This is a genomic window from Ensifer sesbaniae (assembly GCF_013283665.1).
GTDB lineage: Bacteria > Pseudomonadota > Alphaproteobacteria > Rhizobiales > Rhizobiaceae > Ensifer > Ensifer sesbaniae.
The window spans coordinates 2,021,730-2,048,301 of the sequence record NZ_JABEKU010000001.1; the positions used below are offsets into that span (position 1 = coordinate 2,021,730).

The 26,572-nt window shown below is 62.1% G+C and carries 24 protein-coding genes, 1 tRNA gene and 1 riboswitch; of the genes, 12 read left to right on the top strand and 13 right to left on the bottom strand.

The window, feature by feature from the left end; genetic code table 11:
* Nucleotides 1–82 precede the first annotated feature (82 nt).
* Nucleotides 83–235 carry a hypothetical protein gene (locus BHMPCIPO_RS09850; RefSeq protein WP_173516559.1) on the bottom strand — a complete coding sequence of 51 codons (153 nt, stop codon included), beginning with the start codon at nucleotides 233–235 and terminating at the stop codon, nucleotides 83–85.
* A 246-nt stretch (nucleotides 236–481) separates the two neighbouring features.
* Here BHMPCIPO_RS09850 and BHMPCIPO_RS09855 point away from each other — a divergent pair, with 246 nt between their 5' ends.
* The 6 genes from BHMPCIPO_RS09855 (at nucleotide 482) to BHMPCIPO_RS09880 (ending at nucleotide 10,258) form a co-directional block, all read left to right on the top strand.
* Entirely contained in the window at nucleotides 482–4,279 is a 3,798-nt protein-coding gene (locus BHMPCIPO_RS09855) for a vitamin B12-dependent ribonucleotide reductase (RefSeq protein WP_173516560.1), read from the top strand.
* A 120-nt stretch (nucleotides 4,280–4,399) separates the two neighbouring features.
* A complete protein-coding gene (locus BHMPCIPO_RS09860; RefSeq protein ID WP_173516561.1) occupies nucleotides 4,400–4,867 on the top strand; it encodes a hypothetical protein in 468 nt (155 codons plus the stop codon).
* A 330-nt stretch (nucleotides 4,868–5,197) separates the two neighbouring features.
* Nucleotides 5,198–5,273, top strand: a tRNA-Ala gene (locus tag BHMPCIPO_RS09865).
* A 230-nt stretch (nucleotides 5,274–5,503) separates the two neighbouring features.
* Nucleotides 5,504–6,169 carry a CBS domain-containing protein gene (locus BHMPCIPO_RS09870; RefSeq protein ID WP_173516562.1) on the top strand — a complete coding sequence of 222 codons (666 nt, stop codon included), beginning with the start codon at nucleotides 5,504–5,506 and terminating at the stop codon, nucleotides 6,167–6,169.
* Nucleotides 6,170–6,380: 211 nt separating this feature from the next.
* Nucleotides 6,381–8,843 carry a phosphoketolase family protein gene (locus BHMPCIPO_RS09875; protein ID WP_173516563.1) on the top strand — a complete coding sequence of 821 codons (2,463 nt, stop codon included), beginning with the start codon at nucleotides 6,381–6,383 and terminating at the stop codon, nucleotides 8,841–8,843.
* A 95-nt stretch (nucleotides 8,844–8,938) separates the two neighbouring features.
* The gene (locus BHMPCIPO_RS09880; protein WP_173516564.1) at nucleotides 8,939–10,258 is read left to right on the top strand and encodes a glucoamylase family protein; all 1,320 of its coding nucleotides are present in this window, start codon (nucleotides 8,939–8,941) and stop codon (nucleotides 10,256–10,258) included.
* 300 nt (nucleotides 10,259–10,558) lie between these two features.
* Here the strand turns inward: BHMPCIPO_RS09880 and BHMPCIPO_RS33430 are convergent, their stop codons facing one another.
* Complete coding sequence (locus tag BHMPCIPO_RS33430) at nucleotides 10,559–10,681, bottom strand: hypothetical protein (RefSeq protein WP_282439023.1); 123 nt, start codon at nucleotides 10,679–10,681, stop codon at nucleotides 10,559–10,561.
* 217 nt (nucleotides 10,682–10,898) lie between these two features.
* Complete coding sequence (locus BHMPCIPO_RS09885; protein ID WP_173516565.1) at nucleotides 10,899–11,141, bottom strand: hypothetical protein; 243 nt, start codon at nucleotides 11,139–11,141, stop codon at nucleotides 10,899–10,901.
* A 267-nt stretch (nucleotides 11,142–11,408) separates the two neighbouring features.
* Between BHMPCIPO_RS09885 and BHMPCIPO_RS09890 the strand changes: the two genes are divergently transcribed.
* Nucleotides 11,409–12,329, top strand: coding sequence for a DnaJ C-terminal domain-containing protein (locus tag BHMPCIPO_RS09890; RefSeq protein ID WP_173516566.1), 921 nt, complete (start codon nucleotides 11,409–11,411; stop codon nucleotides 12,327–12,329).
* Nucleotides 12,326–12,640, top strand: coding sequence for a chaperone modulator CbpM (locus BHMPCIPO_RS09895; protein ID WP_173516567.1), 315 nt, complete (start codon nucleotides 12,326–12,328; stop codon nucleotides 12,638–12,640). The genes BHMPCIPO_RS09890 and BHMPCIPO_RS09895 overlap by 4 nt, the downstream gene beginning before the upstream one ends.
* Here the strand turns inward: BHMPCIPO_RS09895 and BHMPCIPO_RS09900 are convergent.
* Nucleotides 12,604–13,056, bottom strand: a complete 453-nt coding sequence (locus BHMPCIPO_RS09900; protein WP_173516568.1) for a nuclear transport factor 2 family protein — start codon at nucleotides 13,054–13,056, stop codon at nucleotides 12,604–12,606. The two genes, BHMPCIPO_RS09895 and BHMPCIPO_RS09900, sit on opposite strands and share 37 nt — an antisense overlap.
* Nucleotides 13,057–13,264: 208 nt before the next feature.
* Here BHMPCIPO_RS09900 and BHMPCIPO_RS09905 point away from each other — a divergent pair, with 208 nt between their 5' ends.
* Nucleotides 13,265–13,621, top strand: coding sequence for a hypothetical protein (locus tag BHMPCIPO_RS09905; protein WP_173516569.1), 357 nt, complete (start codon nucleotides 13,265–13,267; stop codon nucleotides 13,619–13,621).
* Nucleotides 13,622–13,643: 22 nt separating this feature from the next.
* Here the strand turns inward: BHMPCIPO_RS09905 and BHMPCIPO_RS09910 are convergent, their stop codons facing one another.
* Both BHMPCIPO_RS09910 and BHMPCIPO_RS09915 read right to left on the bottom strand, forming a co-directional pair.
* Complete coding sequence (locus tag BHMPCIPO_RS09910; RefSeq protein WP_173516570.1) at nucleotides 13,644–14,642, bottom strand: DUF1775 domain-containing protein; 999 nt, start codon at nucleotides 14,640–14,642, stop codon at nucleotides 13,644–13,646.
* A gap of 96 nt (nucleotides 14,643–14,738) precedes the next feature.
* Entirely contained in the window at nucleotides 14,739–15,128 is a 390-nt protein-coding gene (locus BHMPCIPO_RS09915) for a hypothetical protein (protein WP_173516571.1), read from the bottom strand.
* Nucleotides 15,129–15,349: 221 nt separating this feature from the next.
* Nucleotides 15,350–15,437, top strand: a riboswitch (glycine riboswitch).
* 141 nt (nucleotides 15,438–15,578) lie between these two features.
* On the opposite strand from BHMPCIPO_RS09915, the gene gcvT reads away from it, so the two are divergent.
* From gcvT to gcvP, 3 genes are read left to right on the top strand one after another with little or no spacing between them, the layout of a single operon-like run.
* On the top strand, nucleotides 15,579–16,718 hold the full coding sequence (gene gcvT / locus BHMPCIPO_RS09920; protein ID WP_173516572.1) for a glycine cleavage system aminomethyltransferase GcvT: 1,140 nt from the start codon (nucleotides 15,579–15,581) through the stop codon (nucleotides 16,716–16,718).
* Between the two features lie 16 nt (nucleotides 16,719–16,734).
* Nucleotides 16,735–17,097 carry a glycine cleavage system protein GcvH gene (gene gcvH, locus BHMPCIPO_RS09925; RefSeq protein WP_173516573.1) on the top strand — a complete coding sequence of 121 codons (363 nt, stop codon included), beginning with the start codon at nucleotides 16,735–16,737 and terminating at the stop codon, nucleotides 17,095–17,097.
* Nucleotides 17,097–19,961 (top strand): aminomethyl-transferring glycine dehydrogenase, encoded by a 2,865-nt coding sequence (gcvP, locus tag BHMPCIPO_RS09930; protein WP_173516574.1) that lies wholly within the window; start codon nucleotides 17,097–17,099, stop codon nucleotides 19,959–19,961. Before gcvH ends, gcvP begins: the two co-directional genes overlap by 1 nt.
* Nucleotides 19,962–20,128: 167 nt before the next feature.
* Here gcvP and BHMPCIPO_RS09935 read toward each other — a convergent pair whose 3' ends face one another.
* The 7 genes from BHMPCIPO_RS09935 to sufC form a co-directional block, all read right to left on the bottom strand.
* Nucleotides 20,129–20,557 carry a response regulator gene (locus tag BHMPCIPO_RS09935; RefSeq protein ID WP_173516575.1) on the bottom strand — a complete coding sequence of 143 codons (429 nt, stop codon included), beginning with the start codon at nucleotides 20,555–20,557 and terminating at the stop codon, nucleotides 20,129–20,131.
* Nucleotides 20,558–20,567: 10 nt separating this feature from the next.
* Nucleotides 20,568–22,073: a sensor histidine kinase gene (locus BHMPCIPO_RS09940; protein ID WP_173516576.1), complete on the bottom strand. Its 1,506-nt coding sequence runs from the start codon at nucleotides 22,071–22,073 to the stop codon at nucleotides 20,568–20,570.
* A 92-nt stretch (nucleotides 22,074–22,165) separates the two neighbouring features.
* On the bottom strand, nucleotides 22,166–22,558 hold the full coding sequence (sufA, locus tag BHMPCIPO_RS09945; RefSeq protein WP_173516577.1) for a Fe-S cluster assembly scaffold SufA: 393 nt from the start codon (nucleotides 22,556–22,558) through the stop codon (nucleotides 22,166–22,168).
* A gap of 98 nt (nucleotides 22,559–22,656) precedes the next feature.
* The gene (locus tag BHMPCIPO_RS09950; RefSeq protein ID WP_173516578.1) at nucleotides 22,657–23,037 is read right to left on the bottom strand and encodes an SUF system Fe-S cluster assembly protein; all 381 of its coding nucleotides are present in this window, start codon (nucleotides 23,035–23,037) and stop codon (nucleotides 22,657–22,659) included.
* Between the two features lie 69 nt (nucleotides 23,038–23,106).
* On the bottom strand, nucleotides 23,107–24,348 hold the full coding sequence (locus BHMPCIPO_RS09955; protein WP_173516579.1) for a cysteine desulfurase: 1,242 nt from the start codon (nucleotides 24,346–24,348) through the stop codon (nucleotides 23,107–23,109).
* Nucleotides 24,349–24,477: 129 nt separating this feature from the next.
* Nucleotides 24,478–25,758, bottom strand: coding sequence for a Fe-S cluster assembly protein SufD (sufD, locus tag BHMPCIPO_RS09960; protein ID WP_173516580.1), 1,281 nt, complete (start codon nucleotides 25,756–25,758; stop codon nucleotides 24,478–24,480).
* A gap of 22 nt (nucleotides 25,759–25,780) precedes the next feature.
* Nucleotides 25,781–26,536 carry a Fe-S cluster assembly ATPase SufC gene (gene sufC, locus BHMPCIPO_RS09965; RefSeq protein WP_173516581.1) on the bottom strand — a complete coding sequence of 252 codons (756 nt, stop codon included), beginning with the start codon at nucleotides 26,534–26,536 and terminating at the stop codon, nucleotides 25,781–25,783.
* Between the last annotated feature and the right edge of the window lie 36 nt (nucleotides 26,537–26,572).

Consider the following 26,572-nt stretch of genomic DNA (forward strand, 5'->3'; position numbering starts at 1 on the left):
GGCAACCTCTGGAAGTGCCTGATTTTCATGGGGTTGGCCGATGTCCCCGTTTTCCACAGTCGGCCCACACAACATCTAGCGCTCAAACTTCCGTCACAAACCACCCCTTGACGCCCCCGGACGATTCACGGTTAATGGATTTCACGTTGCGACGGCGGCGGACCGGATTGTTGAGCGCCCGGTTCATCTCACCAAATCGTCGGTTCTGACAGGCGGCAGTCATGGATTTCACCATGCGGTCGCCGTGAGGATTGTTGTGCGATCTTTGTGGCCCGCTTGAGCAACAATTGGCTGGCATAAATCAGCTGTTAACACTATATTTAGTGCTTGCAGTCAGCCTATCTCACAAGATACAGGGTCACCCAGTTATGGGTTTCTCTCCAATGACGGAAGCTGAGACTGGCTGCGGGATGCCCCTCGCGGCCGGGCGGGGACAATTGCGCCTGTGGCGGGCGCTAGGCAACACGAAGGACCAGGGACAATGAAGATCGAACGTCGTTTCACCAAGGCCGGGCAATCCGCCTATGCGGAGATCGAATTCCGCAAGGCTACGAGTGAGATCAAGAACCCCGATGGTTCGATCGTTTTCCGCCTTGCCGATATCGACGTCCCGGCGCAGTTCAGCCAGGTCGCTGCCGACATTCTCGCCCAGAAGTATTTCCGCAAGGCTGGCGTTCCCGCCAAGATGAAGCGCGTCGAGGAGAACGATGTCCCCTCCTTCCTCTGGCGCTCGGTTCCCGATCAGGATGCGCTGAAGGCGCTGCCGAAGGAAGAGCAATACGGTTCCGAAACCGATGCCCGCCAGGTCTTCGATCGCCTGGCCGGCACCTGGGCCTATTGGGGTTGGAAGGGCGGCTACTTCGACACGGAAGAAGACGCCTCCGCCTTCCGCGACGAACTCGCCTACATGCTCGCCACCCAGCGCGTTGCGCCGAACTCGCCGCAATGGTTCAACACCGGCCTGCACTGGGCCTATGGTATTGACGGCCCCGGCCAGGGCCACTTCTATGTCGACCCCTTCACCGGCAAGCTGACGAAGTCCAAGTCCGCCTACGAGCACCCGCAGCCGCACGCCTGCTTCATCCAGTCGGTCGCCGACGATCTCGTCAACGAAGGCGGCATCATGGACCTGTGGGTGCGCGAAGCGCGCCTGTTCAAGTACGGCTCCGGCACCGGCTCCAACTTCTCGCACCTGCGCAGCGAAGGCGAAAAGCTGTCGGGTGGCGGCAAGTCCTCCGGCCTGATGTCGTTCCTGAAGATCGGCGACCGCGCCGCCGGCGCCATCAAGTCGGGCGGCACCACCCGTCGCGCCGCCAAGATGGTCGTCGTCGACATCGACCATCCGGATATCGAGGAATACATCAACTGGAAGGTCAAGGAAGAGCAGAAGGTTGCCGCCCTCGTCACCGGCTCCAAGGTCGTCGCCAAGCATCTGAAGGCGATCATGAAGGCCTGCGTCAACTGCGACGGCACCGACGACGCCTGCTATGACCCGAAGCAGAACCCGGCGCTGAAGCGCGAGATCCGCGCTGCCAAGCAGGCCCTGGTTCCGGAAAACTACGTCCAGCGCGTCATCCAGTTCGCCAAGCAGGGCTACAAGGACCTCGAATTCAAGACCTACGACACCGATTGGGATTCGGAAGCCTACCTCACGGTTTCGGGCCAGAACTCCAACAACTCGGTCTCGATCAAGGACGACTTCCTGCGCGCCGTCGAGGCTGATGGCGACTGGCACCTGACCGCCCGCAAGGACGGCCGCGTCCTGAAGACGCTGAAGGCTCGTGACCTCTGGGAGTCGATCTCCTACGCCGCCTGGGCGTCCGCTGATCCGGGCCTGCACTTCAACACGACGATGAACGACTGGCACACGAGCCCCGCCGCCGGCCCGATCCGCGCGTCGAACCCGTGCTCGGAATACATGTTCCTCGACGACACCGCCTGCAACCTCGCCTCGCTGAACCTGATGATGTTCAAGGATGCGGCGACCAAGCGCATCAACATCGCCGACTACGAACATGCCGTGCGCCTGTGGACCATCGTTCTCGAAATCTCGGTGATGATGGCGCAGTTCCCGTCCCGCGAGATTGCCGAGCTTTCCTACGAATACCGCACGCTCGGCCTCGGCTACGCCAATATCGGCGGTCTCTTGATGTCCTCGGGCATCCCCTATGACAGCGCCGAGGGCCGCGCCATCGCCGGTGCCCTCACTGCGATCATGACCGGCATTTCCTACGCTACCTCCGCCGAGATGGCTGAGAAGCTGGGCCCGTTCCCGGGCTTTGCGCCGAATCGCGAAAACATGCTTCGCGTCATCCGCAACCATCGCCGCGCCGCCTATGGCGAGACGACCGGCTACGAGGCACTTTCGGTCAACCCGGTCGCGCTCATCCACGCCGATAATCCGGACCAGGACCTCGTCATCCACGCCATGAGCGCCTGGGACAAGGCGCTGGAACTCGGCGAGAAGCACGGCTACCGCAACGCCCAGGCGACCGTGATTGCGCCCACCGGCACGATCGGCCTCGTCATGGACTGCGACACGACTGGCATCGAACCCGACTTCGCGCTGGTGAAGTTCAAGAAGCTCGCCGGCGGCGGCTACTTCAAGATCATCAACCGCGCCGTTCCGGAAGCACTGCGTTCGCTCGGCTATAGCGAGAGCCAGATCGCCGAGATCGAAGCCTACGCAGTCGGCCACGGCAACCTGAACCAGGCGCCGGCGATCAACCCGACGACGCTGAAGGCCAAGGGCTTCACCGACGAGAAGGTGGAAGCCGTCAACGCCGCGCTGAAGAGCGCCTTCGACATCAAGTTCGTCTTCAACCAGTGGACACTCGGCGCCGACTTCCTCAAGGGCACGCTGAAGGTCACCGACGAGCAGCTCGGCGCGATGGACTTCAACCTGCTGGAGCACATGGGCTTCTCGAAGAAGGACATCGAAGCGGCCAACATCCACGTCTGCGGCGCCATGACGCTCGAAGGCGCGCCGTTCCTGAAGAACGAGCACCTGCCGGTCTTCGATTGCGCCAACCCCTGCGGCAAGATCGGCAAGCGCTACCTCTCGGTCGAAAGCCACATCCGCATGATGGCTGCCGCCCAGCCGTTCATCTCGGGTGCCATTTCCAAGACGATCAACATGCCGAACGAGGCGACCGTCGAGGATTGCAAGAACGCCTATATGCTCTCCTGGAAGCTGGCGCTGAAGGCGAACGCCCTCTACCGTGACGGCTCGAAGCTGTCGCAGCCGCTGAATGCCTCGCTGATCGAGGACGACAAGGACGAGGATGCACTGGAAGACCTGATCCAGGCGCCGGCCGCCGCCCAGGCCGTCACGATCACCGAGAAGATCGTCGAGCGCGTCATCGAAAAGGTGATCCGCGCCCGCGAGAAACTGCCGAACCGCCGCCAGGGCTACACCCAGAAGGCCGTCGTCGGCGGTCACAAGGTGTATCTGCGCACCGGCGAATTCGGTGACGGCCGCCTCGGCGAGATCTTCATCGACATGCACAAGGAAGGTGCTGCCTTCCGTGCGATGATGAACAACTTCGCCATCGCCATCTCGCTCGGCCTGCAATACGGCGTGCCGCTCGAAGAATACGTGGAGGCTTTCACTTTCACCAAGTTCGAGCCGGCCGGCATGGTGCAGGGCAACGACGCGATCAAGAACGCGACGTCGATCCTCGACTATGTCTTCCGCGAACTGGCGGTCTCCTACCTCGGCCGTCACGACCTCGCCCATGTCGACACCTCCGACTTCGGCAACACCGCGCTCGGCAAGGGCATCCAGGAAGGCAAGACCAACCTGATCTCCACCGGCTGGACCCGCGGCTACAAGCCGACGATCGTCGGCGGCACCGGCGACCGGACCGCCAGCGAGCCCAAGGGCTCGTCCACGGCAGCCCCTGCCCGCGCATCTTCCGGCGCGACGGTGACGGCGATTGCCGGCAACGCGGCCCGCAAGCTGGAGCCGGCAACGGCCGTTGCAACCTCGGAGATCGTCGCCTTCAAGCGCGAGTATGAAGAGCGCGCCGCGGAACTGGCGGAAGAGATCGCCGGCGAAGTCGAGCAGGAAGTGACTGCCCTCTTCTCCGACAAGGCAGCCGCCGAAGCTGCATCGGCCAAGACGGATGCCAAGAAGGTGGAAGCCGAACGCCGCGCCCGCTCGATCATGCAGGGCTACACCGGCAACATGTGCACCGAGTGCCAGAACTTCACGATGGTGCGCAACGGCACCTGCGAGAAGTGCGACACCTGCGGCGCGACGAGCGGCTGCAGCTAAGCAGATCGCAGACGAGTGTGGGTGGAGGATGGTGGGCTCCGTACAAATGTCACGGAGCCCATAGTGCGAGACAGATTGAGCCGTTAAAAATGTCACGCGCTGCTCGGCAGAGGCGAGGTCGTGAGCTTGTGGATGGGGGCAGCATTCGTATCAACAGTGGTGGCGTGTGTTCTGCAAGCGCTCGGCTATTCCGAGACCTGCACGCAAGGGGACACAGGTAGCTTCCAAGTTGGGGCAATGCTGAGCGCCCCCTTTTTGATTATTCCGATAGCAATCTTTTGTTACTTCGGCTTCATGAGGCCGCGACCATACAAATGGTCCACGAAAGAGCTGGGATGTAATATAGGCACCTTCTGCGTATCATTTTTATTGCTCTTTATTAATAGAGGCCTCGCCTGGGGTGTATTAGCTACAGGCGCCACTCCTTGCTACATCACATACGATTTTTCAGACTATAGTCTGCCGCAATTATTTTCAGGTGATTATAATATCGAAGACGTTCTTGTTGGTGTCGTCTATGGTGTTTTTCCTGCCATACTTATGACAGTAGCAGCCCTAGCAACCTCTAAGAGATTAAGTCCGGTTTGATACCCCGAGTTTGTTGATCGACGCGAAGGTGGCCGAGTCGGCCGCCGATTTCAGTTGCGAACCGAGTTCTCAGGATGTCCACCCCGATCATTGATATCATTCTCGAAGACCCGGACGACCTCCGCGGCATCGTCGCCACGCTGGACGCTATAACGACACGCATAGCGGCATGGCGGGCCTGCCCGCTTTTGCCGTCCTGCTACGTGACTCTGAGACCAACGCCACGATCGGCGGATGACCCGCCTCGCCCTCTTACGTTCTGAACGGACCAAGGTCTGCTGCCGTTGCCCTTGCAAAGACCGTAGATTTGTACATGATCCCACTTGGGATGGGGCCGTAGCTCAGTTGGGAGAGCGCCGCAATCGCACTGCGGAGGTCGAGGGTTCGACTCCCTTCGGCTCCACCATCTCGCCCCTGTCCGACCCGGAGACATAGGTAACAGTTTGTCCCTAAGACATAGGTGACAACCTCGTGCTCTCATAGTGAGCGCCGGCAGAATGTCTCTTCGCCTGGAAGATGCAGCTTGTTCCTGCCTTCCTCAATTGCATCCCGCGAACCGGTTGTCGAACAATCGCGATAGGTTTACCCTACGCCCGCTGGTGACGGTACCAAGGTCCTTTTCGGGGTTGGATCGACATGCGCGTCAAAGATGTAATGACGACATCGGTCGTCAAGCTATCCCCTGACAACAGCGTCAGACAGGCAGCCCGGATCATGCTCGACAATCACGTCAGCGGCCTCCCCGTCGTTGACGATGAGGGCCGGCTGGTGGGCTTGATCAGCGAGGGTGATCTCATCCGCCGGACGGAACTCGGGGGCGGCGTGCCGATGGTGGACGCCACGATCGCCGCCGACGCGCGCGCCAACGCCTATGTGCGGCGGTCCTCCTGGCGGGTCGGCGACGCGATGACAGTCGATCCGGTGACGATCGATGAGGGTGCGTCCGTGGCGCGTGTGGCGGCGGTCATGCAGGAGCGCGGCATCAAGCGCATTCCCGTCCTCAGAAACGGCATTCTGGTCGGCATCGTCAGCCGCGCCGACCTGCTGCAGGCGGTTTTGTCAGCGAAACAGGACGAGACGGCCGCAGGCGATGAAGCCATCCGGCGCAGCATTCTCGTGCGCCTCGGCGAGAATACCGGCGTCGAAGGGCTGGATATAAAGGTCGCTGTGACCGACGGCATCGTCCATCTCTGGGGCAATGTGGAGACGGCCGAGTGCCGGAGAGCCGCACGGATCGTTGCGGAAAATGTCCGCGGCGTTCGGGCCGTGGTCGAGCATTTCTCGGAACCATATCCGCAATAGAGCGCATCCTGACACCGCCGCGGCACGCAGATGTTCGCGGCGCTGAAATAGCAAGACGATCCCTGCCGCTGTCGTTCGAAGACAGGCGTTCCACCCTTCCGCCCGCCGCCGGGAGACAGCATCGACCGAAGCGAATTCAGAAGACTGCAGTGGCTTGCACCACCGCAAGCCTGAGAAATCCAGGCAATGTCCTAATGATCGGGAGGTTCAGATGGTTTCGCCTGAAACGGCATCGATGAAAGAGACGGCATCCGGAAAATCGCATTCAGCAGCTCCGTTGTCATCGGACGAACTCCGCCTGATGGACGCCTATTGGCGAGCCTCCAACTACCTTTCCGTCGGCCAGATCTATCTGCTCGACAATCCGCTGCTGCGCGAGCCGCTGAAACGCGAACACATCAAGCCACGCCTGCTCGGCCATTGGGGCACCTCGCCCGGCCTCAACATGCTCTATGTGCATCTCAACCGCGTGATCAAGCGCGACGATCTCAACATGATCTATATCATCGGGCCGGGGCACGGCGGACCGTCGCTGGTGGCGCATGCCTATCTCGAAGGCACCTATAGCGAGTTCTATCCGGATATCGGCGAAGACGCCGAGGGCATGCAGCGGCTCTTCAAGCAGTTCAGCTTTCCGGGCGGCATACCGAGCCACGTGGCGCCGGAAACGCCCGGCAGCATCCATGAAGGCGGCGAGCTCGGCTATGCGCTGAGCCACGCCTATGGCGCGGCCTTCGACAACCCGGACCTCGTCGTCGCCTGCATTGTCGGCGATGGCGAGGCCGAGACCGGGCCGCTTGCCACCGGTTGGCAAAGCAACAAGTTCCTGAACCCCGCCCGCGACGGCTGCGTCCTGCCGATCCTGCATTTGAACGGCTACAAGATCGCCAACCCGTGCTTCCTCGCCCGCATCCCGCGTGACGAGTTGCAGAAGTTCTTCGAGGGCATGGGCTACAAGCCCTATTTCGTCGAAGGGCATGATCCGGAAAGCGTGCACCAGCAACTGGCCGGCGTGCTCGATACGGCCATGGCCGAGATCCGGCAGATCTGGGACGACGCCCGCGTGAGGGGCAACCTGAAGCGGCCGGCCTGGCCGATGATCATCTTCCGCACGCCCAAGGGCTGGACCTGCCCGAAGGAGATCGACGGCAAGAAATGCGAGGATTACTGGCGCTCGCACCAGGTGCCGATGGGCGAAATGGACAAGCCCGAGCACATCCGCATCCTCGAGCAGTGGATGAAGAGCTATCGCCCCGAGGAGCTTTTCAGCGACGAGGGCCGGTTGAAGCCCGAAATCGCAGCGCTGGCGCCGACGGGGCATCGCCGCATGAGCGACAATCCGCACGCCAATGGCGGCCTGCTGCTGCGCGACCTGAAGATGCCGGCGTTCCGGAATTATGCCGTCGACGTTCCGCGTCCGGGTGCGACGACCGTGGAGGCCGCCCGTGTCATGGGCAAGTTCCTGCGCGACGTCATGAAGTCCAACATGGACTCCAGGAACTTCCGTCTGTTCAGCCCGGACGAAAACAATTCCAACCGCTGGCAGGACGTGCTGGAGGTCACCAATCGCTGCTACATGGCCGAGATCTATCCGGAGGACGATCACCTCTCACCGGATGGCCGCATCATGGAGGTCTTAAGCGAACACCAGTGCCAGGGCTGGCTCGAAGGCTATCTCTTGACCGGCCGCCACGGCTTCTTCTCCTGCTACGAAGCCTTCATTCACATCATCGATTCGATGTTCAACCAGCATGCCAAGTGGCTGAAGGTCTGCAACGAGATTCCCTGGCGCCGGCCCGTCGCGTCGCTGAACTACTTCTTGAGTTCCCATGTCTGGCGGCAGGACCACAACGGCTTCAGCCATCAGGATCCGGGCTTCATCGATCACGTCGTCAACAAGAAGGCCGACGTCATCCGCGTCTACCTGCCGCCGGATGCCAACACGCTGCTCTCCGTCACCGACCACTGCCTGCGCAGCCGCAACTACATCAATGTCGTCGTCGCCGGCAAGCAACCGGGGCCGCAATGGCTGACGATGGAGCAGGCCGTGCGCCATTGCAGCATGGGCGTCAGCATATGGGATTGGGCCAGCAACGATGCCAACAGCGAGCCGGACGTCGTCATGGCCTGCTGCGGCGACGTTCCGACGCTCGAAACGCTGGCCGCGGTCCAATTGCTGCGAGAGCATCTTCCCGAAGTGAAGGTCCGGGTCGTCAACGTCGTCAATCTGATGAAGCTGCAGCCGGCGGAAGAGCACCCCCATGGCCTCTCCGACCGCGATTTCGATGGCATCTTCACCAGGGACAAGCCGATCATCTTTGCCTTCCATGGCTATCCGTGGCTGATCCATCGCCTCACCTACCGCCGTACCAACCACGACAACCTGCATGTGCGCGGTTACAAGGAGGAAGGCACGACGACGACGCCTTTCGACATGGTGGTGCTGAACGAGCTCGATCGTTTCCATCTCGCCGGCGACGTCATCGACCGCCTGCCGCAACTCGGCGCCCGCGCCGCCTATTTCAAGCAGGCGATACAAGCCAAGCTGATCGAGCATCGGGAATATATCGAAAAGCATGGCGACGACATGCCGTCGATCAGCGGCTGGAAATGGGGCGCCAAGGATGCGCAGCAGGTAAAGCCGACGACATCGACGGAAGGCGATAACGTCTAAGGCGCGCGCTGCCAGATCGATGACCGGGGCGCTCCGCAGGGGCGTCTCGGTCACATTAGGTGAATGAACCTCGTCGTAATCGCGGCTGGCTGGCCATGTCGGAATTGCTGTCAACAGATCCCGAACTGAACCGGATGCCGACCGAGCAGGACCTTGCCCGGTTGCAGTTCACGACCCTGCTCTACTACCTGCATTGCACCAATCCCGATAACGGGCTCGTGCGCGACAAGACTCAGGAAGATGCGCCCGCAAGTATCGCGGCGATCGGCATGGCGCTTGCGACGATCCCCGTGCTGGTCGAGCGGGGCATCGTCATTCGCAAGTTCGCCGCGAAGATCGCGCGTCGACGGCTGCAGTTTCTGCTGCAATGCCCGCAGGGGCCGGAGCCGGACGCCTCGGGCTACAAGGGCTTCTTCTATCACTTCCTTGATATCGAGACCGGCAGGCGCGTTTGGGAATGCGAATTGTCGACGATCGACTCCGCCTTCCTTTTTGCTGGTGCGCTGACGGTCGCCGCTTATTTTGATGGCGATGCGGCGGACGAAGTCGAAATCCGCCGCTCGGCAAATGCGCTCTATGAACGGGCCGACTGGAACTGGGCCTGCGATCACGGACTTACGCTGACGCATGGCTGGCGGCCGGAAAGCGGCTTCATTCCCTATCGCTGGCGCGGTTACGACGAGGGCCTGCTTCTCTACATCCTGGGCCTCGGTTCCCCCACCCATCCGCTGCCGGCGGAAGCCTACACCGCCTATACCGAAAGCTACGACTGGCGGAACCTCTATGGTCGCGAGCTCCTCTATTCGGGCCCACTCTTCACGCACCAGCTGTCACATATGTGGATCGATTTCCGCGGTATCCGTGACGCCTTCATGCGCGAGCACAACAGCGACTACTTCCAGAACAGCCGGCACGCGACCTTCGTCCAGCAGCAATATGCCATCCGCAACCCGCTGAATTTCGTCGGCTACGGCGAGCATTGCTGGGGCTTCACGGCAAGCGACGGACCGGGCTGGACCAAGCGCACCGTGAACGGCAGCGAAAGGGAGTTCTTCGATTACCTCGCCCGCGGCGCGCCCTTCGGCCCGGATGATGGGACCGTGTCACCCTGGGCCGTCGTCGCCTCGCTGCCGTTCGCGCCGGAGATCGTCATCCCGACGGTCCGGAACTTTGCCCGCATGAATCTCGGCATGACCAGGCTTTATGGCTTCAAGCCGTCCTTCAATCGAAGCTTTCCGGTGGAAGGAACCGAAGCCGGCTGGTGGGTCAGCCCCTATCACTTCGGCATCGACCAGGGCCCGGTTGTCCTGATGATCGAGAACTACCGAACCGGCCTGCTGTGGAACATCATGCGCCGATGCGGGCCGCTGGTGGTGGGGTTGAGGCGAGCCGGTTTCTCCGGCGGCTGGCTCTGAAGGCCAATCCAACGAAGGTACTCGGCTGGACAGCCAGTGCCGACCAGAAGGCGCTGTGTGTGGCCTCTATGAAGCCATATTGGATTGCCGGGAGAATGGCCGTTGGACGCATCACCCAACTGAGCGGTTCGTCTTGCGCCGGGCTCCGCGGTGCAGCCTCAGGCGCGGTGCGCGGAAGACCGCAGGAGCCTGCCACTTCGGCCTGGCCAGCGCCGGCCCCTGAAAGAGGCTGTCCCAGACCTTTCCCTCTTGCGAAGGCACGCTTGGAGCAGCCAACGGATCGATGGAAAACGGTCGCTCTTAGCGGGGGGCGACGATGCCCTGGTAGTAATCGCCGTCACCGCCAACATAACGCGGGCCACCACCGGTCTGCGAGCAAGCGGCCAGAGTGGCGAGTGCGAGCAGCAATACGATCGTTCTCATGAAGTCGATTCCTTTCGGGCCTTGGCGGCAGCTATGTCCTTGAGACTAGTGGGGTATATAAGGCTTAGCGTAAGGGACAAGCGGCATCCAGTCGGTGGTATAACAAAACGCTTGATCGTTGAAGATGTAAATTTTGCCGGCATCCGCTTGGCGCCTCGCGCACCCGGAAATTCATGGATGAACGTGAAACGTGGTCAACGATCGATGAGCGCGAGGACTAGATCGACTGCTGCTTGTTCCCCTGCTCCCGCTCCTGCCAATATCTGAGGCGAAGCCGCGGCGCCATGATCCAGGCGACGAATGGCGTCGTGACAAAGCAGGCGACGACCAGCGTCGGGATCGCATACTTGGCGTTATCGGCGAGCACCGGGATCGACAAAACCGTCACGATGCCGATCCCGAACAGAATCGCATTGATCATCAGGCCGACCATGATGGCGAGTTGCAGGCGGACGGACATTTCGACCTCCCCGAGCTTCGAGGCCACATCGCACCTCGAACGAAATTCCCGCCGCCGATTTTATCAGGGATCGCGAATAAGCGAAATGGCGCGAGGGCACGGCCGCACGGGCTGCGCCGGCGACAATGCGTCACGTACAGCGCGTTGCCCCTGTCGCACGGGAAAATCCGCCCTATGCTCTTAGGCGAGTGATCGAAGACGCATGGCGGCCGTTCGCGCAGGGCGTCGGCAATGCGCCCTCGATCGTTGCCGCCTGAGGGAGACCGCATGACGAGCCCATACGAAACGCTCGGCGTCAGCCGCGATGCGACACTGAAGGACATCCAGAGCGCCTATCGCAAGCTCGCCAAGAAATTGCACCCGGACCTAAACCCGGGAGACAAAGGGGCGGAGGACCGCTTCAAGGCGGTTTCGGCAGCCTATGCCCTCCTCAGCGACGAGGAGAAACGCGGCAAATATGATCGCGGCGAAATTGACGAGACGGGTGCGGAGACTGCGCCCCGCCACTACTATCGCGAATACGCCTCGTCCGGCGATACGGCGGGACGCTACGAGAACGCGCATGGTTTCTCGGATTTCGCCGACGCGGACGATATTTTCTCGAGCTTCTTTTCTCGTCGCAGCGGCGGCCAGCAGCAACGTCGACGCGGCCGCGATCAGCACTTTTCCATGGAGATCGGCTTTCTCGATGCGGCCAACGGTACCAAGACCGAGATCAGCCTGCCGGGCGGCGGACCGGCGCTCGAACTTACCATCCCGCCCGGCACGCGCGACGGCCAGACGCTGCGGCTGCGTGGCAAGGGTGAGCCCGGGTTCAACGGCGCGCCGGCAGGCGATGCGTTGATCGATATTCGCGTCAGGCCCCATCCTCTGTTTACGGCCGATGGCGACGACGTCCGCTACGAGGTGCCGATCTCACTCAGTGAAGCGGTGCTTGGCGGCAAGATCCGGGTTCCGACGATCGACGGGGCGGTCAATGTCACGATCCCGCCGCACTCCAACACCGGCAAGACCCTGCGATTGAAGGGCAAGGGCCTGCACAAGCCGGGCGGCGGCCATGGCGACGCCTATGTCAGCCTGAAGATCGTGCTGCCGCAGACCCCCGACCCGGCGTTGTCCGCTTTCGTCGAAAGCTGGGCAGCCGGAAAGACGGAAGACCCGCGCAAAGGCATGGGAGGGCACGCATGAACGACCGTGAATTCTGCGAACACCTGGATATCGAGGCGAAGGTCCTGCGCATCTGGGTCGAGCAGCGCTGGCTAATGCCGCGTGAGGCTGAAGCCGGCTGGCTCTTCGAGGAGGCCGACCTCGCCCGCGCCCGGCTGATCCAGGATCTGACGGGCCCGATGGGTGTCAACGACAACGGCGTCGACGTCGCCATGCGGCTGCTCGACCAGATCCACGGCCTGCGCAGCCGCCTCGCCGAGTTGATGGACGCCATCCGCTCCCAGGAGCCGGAGGTTCAAAGGCTCATCCTGTCGAGGGTTGAGGGCGAATAGTCCCTGTCCAGCAGCCCGACCGTTTCGGCGACGAACAAGGTGTCGACGAACTCCGTCAGATCGATGATCCGGCCGTTTCGGAACGTGAACTTGTCGATGATTTCGGTCCGTTCGCGGGTTTGCGAGGGAACGAAGCAAACGACGCCGGCGCGGTGAACGACGATGGTGTCGCCGTCAGCATAGGCGCCGACCATCTCCATCTCGCTCAAGTCCCAGTTTTCTATGAGCGCCTGGAAACTGCCGCGCACGGTCTCGGGCGTGTTGACCGCGAGCGCCATCGTGCCAAGCCTGGCGTTCCCGACGATGCGGAAGCTGAAGTCGGGATCGAGCAGCGCCATTATGGTATCGAGGTCGTTGACATTGCGGGCGCTGTAAAGGGCCCGCACCCTGCTTTCCAGCACGCTGCGCTCGGTCATGGGAGGCCTCCCCGTTTTCTACCAGGGCGAGTGCGCGCGCACTTTAGCGATATCGCAAGTATGAGGTTGTGCTTCGGGATTCTTTGGCGGCAAGTGCTGCCATTCCGCTATCGTTAGGATTTTCTTAAAATTTGGCCGCCGGTTTTTACACGCCTGCAAGTGGAATTGAGCGACAAGAAAGGATTGACAACGGGAAGGCAGGAATGACGTGACACAGGTCGTCACAGTATCCGCGACGATGGCGGCCTATGCAGCGGAAGCGCTGAAGCCGTCGGCACGCGTAGGTGGTGACGGTCCGACCGACGAGGCGATCACGCTGCTTTCGATCCGGCGCCCCGAGGAGCCCCGGCTGACGGCGGTCTCCGTCCCCAAGACCAGGGGTGCCCTGCCCCTCGCCTTCATGCTGGCAAGCGCCGATGGCCGCTTGCCGGAGCGCTCGGAGGCCGAAGCCCTGCGCCGCTATCTCGAATTCATGCGTGATGATGACGACGGCGCCGAGAGGCAGGAAAACGAAGGCCGGCAGGAGGAACCCGGCGGCCAAGAGGATGAGAGCGACGCCGCCTGAGGCGGGCGTCGCAGTATCTTAATCACTGATGCTTGTGGCCGCCAGCCGCTTCGCCGCCCTTGGCGGAGCCGACCGGGAACATCGCATCGACCTTGCCGGCCTTTTCGAAGACGAGCGTGACGGGAACGGCATCGCCCTCCTTGAACGGCGTCTTCACGTCCATGAACATCAGGTGCAGGCCGCCGGCCTTGAGCTGGACCGTTTCTCCGGCCGGCAGCGCAACGCCGTCATCGAGCTTGCGCATCTTCATCACGTCGTTTTCCATCTTCATCTCGTGGATCTCGACGCGTGCGGCCGCGGGGCTCTCGACGGCCACCAGCCGGTCTTCGCTTGCCCCCCCATTCTTGATCGTCAGGAAGCCGCCACCGACCTTGGCGCCGGGCAGCATTGCCTTCAGCGACCCGTCCGAAATATCGAGGTCGCCAATCTTTGCCGACCCGTCGGCAGCAGCCATATGCCCGCCCATATGCCCCCCATGGCCGGCATGGGGATCGGCGGCATCGGCCATCGTTACCGTCACGGTCGGCGCCGGGCTCTTCAGGTCATGCGCATTCTGGCCTTCGGCCGGCACCTGGTCCCAGACGACCTTGCCGTCGGTCCCGCAAAGCTGCGTGGTCGGGAATGCAAGCACGGTCTCCGTGTCGAAGCCCGAAACTTTGCCGCGGACGACGAAGGTGTCGTAGTATTCGTCCGGCAGGCTGCCGCCCTTCCAGCGGATTTCCACCGGTCCGGACGAGACCTTTTCGCCGTGATTGTCGTAGGTCTCCTTATAGTCGCCCTTGATTACCTCGAGTTCCCAGCCGGGCTTCGGCTGCGGCTTGGCGAAGACGAAGCCTTCCGGCAGCTTGATCTGAACTTCCGTCGTCGGCTTGCCGTCGCAGCCATGCGGTACCTGCAGCACCGCCTTGAAGGTGGTCCCAACCCGCGCCGTGTCGTTTTCAAACGTCGCGTGCGCGTGGGCAATCCCGCTTGCGGCAAGGGTAAGGCCGAGCGAAAGCGAAGCGATCCTGGTTTTCGTCATATCGTAATCTCCTGACCACGCGCGGGCCTTTGCCCGTCTGCCAGTGGTCCAAGCCGCCCAAAGCGGCGAATTGTAATGGGAAAGCGGGAGGAAGGATTACGAATGCGCCGGCGGCCCGCGCGACGGCGGCAACAGGCGCAAACGCTGATGGGCAGCATCGTTTTCTGTCAGGATAGGCGAAACGAGCCATGTGCCCGTATCGGCGCGAACGTTTTCCACCGGCGGAACCGGCAGAAGGATCGCGCCCGAAAGACGGCAGGCTTCGCAGACCGGGGCCATGGATCGGCCCTTGCCTCTTTGGTGATCGACTCCGTCCATGCCGAAGCAGATTTCGGCGAGCGTACCGTCGGGCAGTTGATAGGCCGCGATCTCGGCCGGTGTCAGCGTCTTGGCGCTGAGCGGCTTGTGGGCAAAGGTCAGGAAGACGAGCGCAAATACGGCGATCAGCCGCACTGCTATCCCGAATTTGCCTTCGCGCCCTGTCATCCGATCGACTCTTATGGGTTAGAGCGGGATGCGGATGGAAAACCGCACAGATATTTCCCATCCCGCTCTCGTATCGATCTTGGGTTATCCTCAACCGGAGAAGAAAGCAAAGGCAGAATTGCCGCAGCGGCGTCGGCTGCGTCTTTTGGTCATGCGACAAAAATATGTTTCACCGCGACACCGCCCTCTTGCCAAGCTCCCGCCTTCGCCGTTATCTGGAGACGATCTTGTTGGGAGAAACCGGTTCACTCCGGTGCCGAAGGAGCAACCGCCCCGGAAACTCTCAGGCCAAAGGACCAGCAAGGTGCCGGTAGGACTCTGGAGAGAAGCGCTTTTGCGCTCGCCGAAGGGATAACAATCTCAGGCAAAGGGACAGAGGGGGCTCGAATCGACGGCGATTGACGCCGGAAGTGTGAGCCGGCGCGGGAGCGCCAGACCTGGAGGCCGGATTTGGAAGACAATCCTCATTTGAAACATACGCCGCTGCATGCGCTGCACCTTTCCCTGGGCGCGCGCATGGTGCCCTTTGCTGGCTACGAAATGCCGGTGCAGTACCCTGATGGCGTGATGAAGGAACACCAGCATACCCGCGTTGCCGCCGGCCTCTTCGATGTCTCGCATATGGGGCAGGTCATCGTCCGGCCGAAGTCCGGCAAGATCGAAGACGCGGCGCTGGCACTCGAAAAGCTGGTGCCGGTCGATGTGCTCGGCCTTGCCGAAGGACGCCAGCGTTATGGCCTCTTCACCAATGCAGAAGGCGGCATCCTCGACGATCTGATGATTACCAATCGCGGCGACCATCTGTTCCTCGTCGTCAACGCCGCCTGCAAGGACGCCGACTTCGAGCTGCTGAAGAAGGGTCTTTCCGACACCTGCGACGTAACGATGATCGCGGATCGGGCACTGATCGCGCTTCAGGGGCCGCGTGCCGAAGCTGTTCTTGGCGAACTCTGGGCCGATGTCTCCGACATGCGCTTCATGGATGTTACCGAGGCGGACCTGCACGACGTCACCTGCATCATCTCTCGCTCGGGCTATACCGGCGAAGACGGCTTCGAGATCTCCATTCCCGTCGTCTCCGCCGTCGATGTGACCCAGCGCCTGCTGGAACATCCAGATGTCAAGCCGATCGGTCTCGGCGCCCGCGATTCGCTGCGCCTCGAAGCCGGCCTTTGTCTCTACGGAAACGACATCGACACCACCACGACCCCGGTGGAAGCAGCGCTCGAATGGGCGATGCAGAAGGCGCGCCGCGCCGGTGGCGCCCGCGAAGGCGGCTTCCCCGGTGCCGATCGCATCCTCGGGCAGTTGGCCGAGGGCGCCTCGCGCCGTCGCGTCGGGCTGAAGCCGGAGGGACGCGCGCCGGTTCGCGGCGGCGCCAAGCTCTTCGCCGACGCCGAGGGCAAGACCCCGGTCGGCCAGGTGACTTCGGGTGGTTTCGGCCCTTCCCTCGATGGTCCTGTTGCCATGGGCTACGTCGACGCCGGCCATGTCGAAAACGGCACCACCCTTTTTGCGGAAGTGCGCGGCAAATACCTGCCTGTAGCGGTCGCCGCCCTGCCCTTTGTCAAACAAACCTACAAACGCTGATCAGGAGAGAGCGCACATGTTGAAGTTCACTGAGGAACACGAGTGGCTGAAGATCGAAGCTGGTGTCGCAACCGTCGGCATCACCGAGCACGCCGCCGGCCAGCTTGGCGACCTCGTCTTCGTTGAACTGCCGGAAACCGGCTCGACCTTCTCGAAGGGCGATTCCGCTGCCACCGTCGAGTCCGTCAAGGCAGCTTCCGACGTCTATTGTCCGCTTGACGGCGAAGTCGTCGAAGTGAACCAGGCGATCGTTGACGATCCGTCGCTGGTCAACAGCGACCCGCAGGGGGCTGCCTGGTTCTTCAAGCTCAAGCTCACCAATCCCGGCGATGCCGACGCCCTTCTCGATGAAAAAGCCTATAAGGAGCTCGTCGCCTGATGAGCATGCCCAAGGATTTCACCTTTACCGACTACAAGCCGTATGACTTCGCCAACCGGCGTCATATCGGCCCGTCGCCGGCCGAAATGGACGAGATGCTGAAGGTCGTCGGCTATCCGACGCTCGATGCACTGATCGACGACACCGTCCCGCCGTCGATCCGCCAGAAGACCCCGCTCTCCTGGGGCGCGCCGATGACCGAGCGCGAAGCGCTCGACAAGATGCGCGAAACGGCCAACCGCAACCAGAAGCTCGTCTCGCTGATCGGCCAGGGCTACTACGGCACGATCACGCCGCCGGTCATCCAGCGCAACATCCTGGAAAACCCGGCCTGGTACACGGCCTATACGCCCTACCAGCCGGAAATCAGCCAGGGCCGTCTCGAAGCGCTGCTCAACTACCAGACCATGGTCTGCGACCTGACCGGCCTCGACGTTGCCAATGCTTCGCTGCTCGATGAAGCGACCGCCGCCGCCGAAGCCATGGCGATGGCCGAGCGTGTCTCGAAGTCGAAGGCCAAGACCTTCTTTGTCGACGAAAACTGCCACCCGCAGACGATTGCTCTCTTGAAAACGCGCGCCGAGCCGCTCGGCTGGCAGATCGTCGTCGGCAATCCGTTCACCGACCTCGATCCGGTCGACGTTTTCGGCGCCATCTTCCAATATCCGGGCACCTACGGCCACGTGCACGATTTCACCGGACTGATCGCCCGCCTGCACCAGACCGGGGCGATCGCCACGGTCGCCGCCGATCCGCTGGCGCTGGCGCTCCTGAAGTCGCCCGGCGAAATGGGCGCAGACATCGCCATCGGCTGCACCCAGCGCTTCGGTGTCCCGGTCGGTTACGGTGGTCCGCATGCGGCCTATATGGCGGTCAAGGACGCGCACAAGCGCTCCATGCCCGGCCGCCTCGTCGGCGTATCGGTCGATGCGCGCGGCAACCGCGCCTATCGCCTGTCGCTGCAGACCCGCGAACAGCATATCCGCCGCGAAAAGGCGACGTCGAACATCTGCACCGCGCAGGTGCTGCTCGCCGTCATGGCCTCGATGTATGCCGTCTTCCACGGCCCGAAGGGCATCAAGGCGATCGCCCAGAGCGTTCACCAGAAGACCGTTCGTCTTGCCATGGGCCTCGAAAAGCTCGGCTATACCGTCGAGCCCGACGTGTTCTTCGACACGATCACCGTCGAGGTCGGCAAGCTGCAGGGCATCATCCTCAAGACCGCAGTTGCCGAGGAAGTGAACCTGCGCAAGATCGGCGACACGAAGATCGGCATCAGCCTTGATGAACGTTCGCGGCCGGTTACGCTGGAGGCGGTCTGGCGGGCCTTCGGCGGCGATTTCAAGGTGGAAGAATTCGAGCCGGATTACCGCCTGCCGCAGCCGCTGCTGCGCACCAGCGAATATCTGACACACCCGATCTTCCACATGAACCGCGCCGAGAGCGAGATGACGCGTTATATTCGTCGTCTGGCCGACCGTGACCTCGCGCTTGACCGGGCGATGATCCCGCTCGGATCCTGCACGATGAAGCTGAACGCCACGGCGGAAATGCTGCCGATCACCTGGCCGGAATTCTCGGAGATCCATCCCTTCGTGCCGAAGGATCAGGCGGCTGGCTACCAGCACATGATCGAGGACTTCTCGGAAAAGCTCTGCGCCGTCACCGGCTATGACGCAATTTCGATGCAGCCGAACTCCGGTGCGCAAGGTGAATATGCAGGTCTCCTCACGATCCGCGCCTACCACATCGCCAATGGTAACGGCCATCGTGACGTCTGCCTGATCCCGACCTCGGCGCACGGCACCAATCCTGCCTCTGCCCAGATGGCCGGCATGAAAGTCGTCGTCGTCAAGGTCAGCGACAACGGCGATATCGACATGGAAGATTTCCGTGCGAAAGCAGAGCAGTACGCGGAAAACCTCTCCTGCTGCATGATCACCTATCCGTCGACCCATGGCGTGTTCGAGGAGAACGTGCGTGAGGTCTGCGAGATCGTTCACAAGCATGGCGGTCAGGTCTATATGGACGGTGCCAACATGAACGCCATGGTCGGCCTTGCCCGTCCCGGCGACATCGGCTCCGACGTCAGCCACCTGAACCTGCACAAGACCTTCTGCATCCCGCATGGCGGCGGCGGTCCCGGCATGGGCCCGATCGGCGTCAAGGCGCATCTGGCCCCTTACCTCCCCGGCCATCCGGAAACGGACGGACACGAGGGCGCGGTCTCGGCAGCTCCCCTCGGCTCGGCTTCGATCCTGCCGATCTCCTGGAGCTACTGCCTGATGATGGGCGGCGAAGGCCTGACCCAGGCGACGAAGGTGGCGATCCTCAACGCCAATTACATCGCCGCACGGCTGAAGGGGGCCTACGAAGTGCTCTACAAGTCGTCGAAGGGCCGTGTCGCGCATGAGTGCATCATCGACACCCGTCCGCTGGTCGAAAGCGCCGGCGTCACGGTCGACGATGTTGCCAAGCGCCTGATCGACTGCGGCTTCCACGCCCCGACCATGAGCTGGCCGGTTGCCGGCACGCTGATGATCGAGCCGACGGAATCGGAGACCAAGGCTGAAATCGACCGCTTCTGCGATGCGATGCTGGCGATCCGCGAGGAAGCCCGCGCGATCGAGGAAGGTCGCATGGACAAGGTCAACAACCCGCTGAAGAACGCTCCGCACACGGTCGAAGACCTGGTCGGCGATTGGGATCGTCCCTATTCGCGCGAGCAGGCCTGCTTCCCGCCGGGCGCCTTCCGCGTCGACAAGTATTGGTCGCCGGTCAACCGCGTCGACAACGTCTATGGCGACCGCAACCTCGTCTGCACCTGCCCGCCGCTGGAAAGCTACGCGGAAGCGGCAGAGTAACGTCAAACGAACCGGCGGGGCCTCGCTCCGCCGGTTTCCCCCCACGCCATCCGGCGAGCGTGACAGCGCGCCCCACGCGCCCCTCATCCAGATTCGTTTCCGAAGCAGAGAAAGATCGGCACCAGGACGTGAAGCGTTCATCCGCGGCGTCCTTGCGGACCGCGCACTTACCGACGCGAGCTCATTCCGGGAGGCGGGATGGAGTTTTCAATCCAGAAGCGCACGAAGGCTTCGGCAAAGTGCCGGTAGCCGGCGACCGAGGCAGGCTTGGCCACATAGGCATTGGCACCGGCGCGATAGCAATGGAGCACGTCGGCCGGATTGCTGGACGACGTCAGCACGATGACGGGAATAAGGACGGTCGCCTGTCCCCTGCGGATACGCCGCAGAAGCTCGATACCGTCGCTGCCGGGCAACTTGATATCCAGGAGCACATAGTCGAAATGGGCATGAGCAAGCTCACCGATCGCTTGGTCTGCATCCGCCGCCAGCACCAGATCGATCGTCTCGTCCACCTGCGCGAAGGCACGCATCACGAAGCGCGCGTCGTGCGCGTCGTCCTCGACCAAGAGCAGTCGCTTTGGCGTCGAGACCACCTGTTCCGCCCTAGTTTGCCTTCCGTAGCCGCCTCGGAAGAAGCACGATGAAACGTGCGCCTTCGCGGAAGGTGGTGTCAAGTCGGATCGAGCCGTCGTGACTTTCGGCTATGCGTTTGGCAAGAGCCAGACCGATCCCCGTGCCGCCATAGACGGATTCATCCTTGTGCAGCCGCTGGAACACCTCGAAGATCCGTGTCGAAAAGCGCGGGTCGATGCCGATGCCGTTGTCCTCGACCACCAGCTCGACGATCTGGTCGGCGACGCCGCCCTGAATGCGGATCACCGGTTGGCGGTCGGCGTGCCGATACTTGATCGCATTGCCGATCAGGTTCTGGACCAGGCGGCGGAGCAGTTCCGGATCCCCGTCCACCTCCGGCAACTCGCCGACCTCGAAGGTTGCCTGCGCCTCCTGCACGTCGCTGGCAAGCATCGTCAGCGTCTCGGAAACGACGTCCGCCAGTCGCACCTTCGTCCAATGGCTGATCCGGTGCGCGATCTGCGCATAGTCGAGCAGGCTGTCGATCACCCTGTTCATCCGCTTCACGCTGTCGCGCAGATGACGCGCATTCTCGGCGAGTTCGGCCTGGTCTCCTGCCGCCAGATCGTCCTCGATCATTTCCGAGAACATGGAGATGTGTCTGAGCGGCGCCTTCAGATCGTGAGACACCGTAGCCGTGAATTGATCGAGCGCCTCGTTCTTGTGCTCGAGTTCCTGTCGCTGGCGCTCGAGCGCCAGTTCGGCGCGCTTGAGATCGGTGACGTCGACGCGCGCGACGACGGTATTGCCATCCTTCGCCTTGATGTTCTCCACGCGCAGCCAGCGATCTTCGGCATAGCGGTAGATTTTGGGACGACCATCGGGGTGACGGAAATCGCGCAGGCGCGAGGCGATCCACTCGTCGCCCTCGCGGGTGCCCGGCAAGGCATCGGGATAGTGGCCGCCCTGTCGCCCCAGAAGGAGGATCTCTTCGGCGGTGATACCGGGCTTCAGTGCGGCTCCTGCCGGCCCGCAGATGGCCTGATAGGCCCTGTTGTAGACGACCAGCCGCTCCTGCCGGTCGAAGATGGCAAAGCCCTCGGGCATCGCTTCCAGTGCTGCATTGAGCATGTCGGAAGCCTTCTGCCGCTCGCCCATAGCCTCCGTCAGATCCGAAACATCGCGGATGATGCCGATGAGCGCCAGTTCCTCGCCCTGGTCGTCGAGCAGCGGCGTCGTGCGAAGGTGGCCGGAAAAGGTTGATCCGTCGCGCCTGACATAGAGATAGTTCGACGTCCGGGCGGCGGTTTCATCGACGCGGGCCGCGCGATTCCGCAGGCGCTTCTCATATTCCTTGTCGCTGGCGTAGATCAGCCGCACCGAGCGGTCGATGAACTCTTCGGCGGGATAACCGAACTGGCGAAGGGCGGCATTGTTTGCGGAGCGGATAATCCGCTCGGCGTCGATGATGATCACGGGATCGGGAAAGGCCTCGTAGAGCGCCTTGAAGACGAGATCCTCATTGAACGCCGCCATGCCCGATCCCCTGTTCCATGTCAGCGCATCTCAGCAGAAAAAAGGCCCGGCGAAAACCGGGCCGACCTATCCGTTTGAAGGAACAGAGAAAATTAGTTGGCGCGCACCACGGCATCACCGCGAGCGGCGAGTGCCGCGAGGTCGGCGGGCTTCAGCTCGACCGATTCGCCGCAGCCGCAGGCGGACGTCTGGTTCGGGTTGTTGAAGGTGAAGCCGGAACGCAGCGCCGTGACTTCGAAATCCATCTGTGTGCCGAGCAGGTAGAGCACGGCCTCTGGCGCGACCCAGACCCTGGCGCCCTGATGTTCGATCATGTCGTCCTTCGCATTGGGCTCGGTCACCAGATCGACGGCATACTCCATGCCGGCGCAACCGCCCTTCTTGATGCTGACGCGAATGCCCTTGGCATCGGCGCCGGCGCCTTCGACAATCGAACGGACGCGGTCGGCGGCAGCATCGGTCAGGCTCATAACGGCAAAGCCCATGGGCTCATTCTCCTTGTCGTCACCGGGGTAAAGGCCCGGCGCCTTACAGAATCCAATGTAGTATCCGTGCCTTGACGGATCAATACGCGGTGGACGGCTCAGTACCAGCCGACCGCGACCTGTGCCTCCTCGGACATGCGGTCCGGTGTCCACGGCGGATCGAAGGTCATCGAGACTTCGACGCCCGATACGCCCTCGACCGCACCGACCGCATTCTCGACCCAGCCCGGCATTTCGCCGGCCACGGGGCAGCCCGGCGCGGTCAGCGTCATGTCGATCTTGACCATGCGGTCATCTTCGATGTCGATCTTGTAGACGAGGCCGAGCTCGAAGATATCGGCCGGAATTTCCGGATCGTAGACGGTCTTCAGTGCGGCGATGATATCGTCGCTGAGACGCGCCAGTTCCTCGGCCGGGATTGCCGAATGCACGATGCCCTCGCGAACATCGACCTTTTCTTCCGTAGCATCAAGGCTCATACAGGCCTCCTGGGTTTTCTTTTTTGGTTCAAAAAAATCCTGGAACTCTTTGAACCTTTTAGCAATTTCTTAGGCGAAGAACTTGCGCGCATGCTCCAGCGCGTCCGCCAGTGCGTCCACTTCGGCCCTTGTATTATAGAGGCCGAAAGATGCACGGCATGTGGAGGTGACACCGAAGCGTTTCAAGAGCGGCTGGGCGCAATGGGTGCCGGCGCGAACGGCGACGCCTGCGCGGTCGATCACCATCGACACGTCGTGCGAATGGATGCCTTCGATCTCGAAGGCAAAGATGCTGCCCTTACCAGGCGCATCGCCGAAGACCCGCAGTGAATTGACGGCCGAAAGACGCTCGCGCGCATAGGCGGTCAGGTCAGCCTCATGCGCCTGGATCGCTGCGCGGCCGAGCTTGTCCATGTAGTCCAGCGCGTATCCGAGGCCGATCGCCTGGACGATCGGCGGCGTTCCGGCCTCGAAGCGATGCGGCGGATCGTTGTAGGTGACGTAATCCTCGGTCACCACCTCGATCATCTCGCCGCCGCCGAGGAACGGCCGCATCTCCTTCAACCGGTCCATCTTGCCGTAGAGCACGCCGACGCCGGAGGGACCGTAGAGCTTGTGGCCGGTCATCACGTACCAGTCGCAATCGATGTCCTGGACATCGACCGGCATGTGAACGGCGCCCTGGCTGCCGTCGACCAGAACCGGAATGCCGCGCTCACGGGCAATTCTGCAGATCTCCTTGATCGGAACCACGGTGCCAAGCGCATTCGACATATGGGTGATAGCGATGAGCCTGGTGCGGTCTGTCAGGCACTTGACGAAATCTTCGACGTGGAACGCGCCGTCATCGTCCACCGGCGCCCAGACGAGCTTGGCGCCCTGTCGCTCGCGGATGAAGTGCCAGGGAACGATGTTGGAGTGGTGCTCCATGATCGACAGCACGATCTCGTCGCCCTCGCCGAGCTTTGGCATGCCGTAGCCATAGGCGACGGTGTTGATCGCTTCCGTCGAGGATTTGGTGAAGATAATGTTGTCGGGCGAAGGGGCGTTCAGGAAGCGACGCACTTTCTCGCGCGCTGCCTCATAGGCTTCCGTCGCCGCGTTCGACAGGAAATGCAGGCCACGATGGACATTGGCATATTCGTTGGCATAGGCATGGGCCACCGCGTCGATCACCGCCTGCGGTTTCTGCGCCGATGCGCCGTTGTCGAGATAGACAAGCGGCTTGCCGTAGACGGTTCGCGACAGGATCGGGAAATCCTTGCGGATCGCTTCGACGTCGTAGGCGGGCACCGGTACAGAGTGTTCCATGTCTTTCAATCCAATTGCCCTACAGCGCCGTGCGCCTTCCAGGACGCGCCAGGCCGCTGTAACTTGTTGAACTGCTGCATAATTTATCCCCAAATCGATGCCGAATTAAGGAATTACGCAGGAGCACGCTCAGGCGTGCTTGTCGAGCCAGGTCGAAATGACGCCTTCGAGTGCCTCGACCACCGCTTCGTGGTCTTCCAGCTCTTCGACGATCTCGGCGACGAAGGCGTTGACGAGCATCGCCCGTGCCTTGTTCTCCGGAATGCCGCGCGCCAGCATGTAGAAGAGCTGGGTGTGGTCGATGTCGGCAACCGTCGCGCCGTGACCGCACTGAACGTCGTCCGCGAAGATCTCCAGCTCCGGCTTTGCCGACAGGTCGGCATCGTCGGAGAGGAGCAGCGTGTTGCACGCCATCCTCGCGTCCGTCTTCTGGGCGTCCTTGGCCACCAGGATCTTGCCCTGGAAAACGCCCTTGGCGCGATCGAAGACGACGTTGCGGATGATCTCGGTCGAGGTCGTGTGCGGCACGTTGTGGCCGAGCGTGAAGGTCACGTCCGTGTGGCTTTCGCCGCCAAGCAGGTTGATGCCGCGCAGCTTGAAATCCGCGCCCTCGCCGCTCGTCTTGCCGTGGATCTCCTGGCGCACCAGCTTGCCGCCGGCATTGATCACGAAGAGATGCAACTTGGCGTTCTTGCCGAGGTCGAAGCGGATCTGGCCGAGATGGGTATCGGCAGCGCCCTGCTGCTGCAGGATGATCCAGATGACATCGGCATCTTCGGCAAGCGTCACGTCGCTGACCGACGAGACGAAGCTTTCGGCGTCATCAGTTGAAAGATGCCGTTCGATCACCGTTGCCGTGACACCCGCCCCGAAGGTCACCGGGAAGCGCGTGTGCGCCTGGCCCAGGCTCTGCACCAGCTGGATTTCCAGCGGATCTTCGAGTGCCGTTTCAGCGGCGACGTCGATTTCGAGACCGCCGCGAACGAGGCCGCCATTGATGCGGCCGATCGCGTCGTCAAAGCCGAGCACGGCGAGGCCGGCTGCCGCCGAACCGTCGAGCAGGCTGTCGACGTAGGAACGGACGATCACACCTTCAGGCAGGCTGCCCTTGACCTCGGCGCCGCCGTTGCGGACGGAAAGCACGGTCGAGCCCGGAACCAGCGCGTCAACGCGGTCGGCAAAGGCCGTCGGATCCGCGTCCGGCACGGCACGCAGCAACGTCCGCAGGTCGGTATAGTGCCAGGATTCGACCCGGCGGGTCGGCAGGCCGGCGGTCCTGAGTTCGTGCACCAGCGTGTCGCGCACCGAGAGCACCGAGCCATCACCCGGCAGATCGCCGATCTGCGTCGTATAGGCATCGACAAGCGCCGTTTCGGCGGCCGTCATCTTGATTGCCTGTTGCATATTCATTCGAACACTCCTTCAACAGGCGTCAGGCCGCGGCCCCGATGATGTCCGCGTAGCCGTTGGCTTCGAGTTCGTGCGCCAGCGTCTTGTCGCCCGACTTGATGACCTGGCCCTTGTAGAGCACGTGCACGGTGTCGGGAACGATATAGTCGAGCAGGCGCTGGTAGTGGGTGATGACCACGACGGCGCGGTCCGGTGAACGCAGCGCATTGACGCCGTCGGCGACGACCTTCAGCGCGTCAATGTCGAGGCCGGAGTCGGTTTCGTCGAGCACGCACAGCTTCGGCTCAAGCAGCGACATCTGCAGGATCTCGGCGCGCTTCTTTTCGCCACCCGAGAAGCCGACGTTCAGCGGACGACGCAGCATTTCCGGCGCGATCTTCAGTTCCGCTGCGGCTTCCTTGACGCGGCGCATGAATTCCGGCGTCGTCAGTTCGTCTTCGCCGCGATACTTGCGCTGCTCGTTCATCGCCACCTTGAGGAACTGCATGGTGGCAACGCCGGGGATTTCGACCGGATACTGGAAGGCGAGGAAGATGCCCTTGGCCGCACGCTCGGAAGCGTCGAGCTCGAGGATGCTCTCGCCGTTATAGAGGATGTCGCCTTCGGTGACTTCGTAGTCTTCGCGGCCCGAGAGGATATAGGAAAGCGTCGACTTGCCGGAGCCGTTCGGGCCCATGATGGCGGCAACTTCGCCGGCCTTCACGGTCAGGTTCAGGCCACGGATGATTTCGGTGCCGTCTTCGGCGATACGGGCGTGCAGGTTCTTGATTTCAAGCATTTCTATCGTCCTCTTGGGAAGCGAATGTCTGTTCGC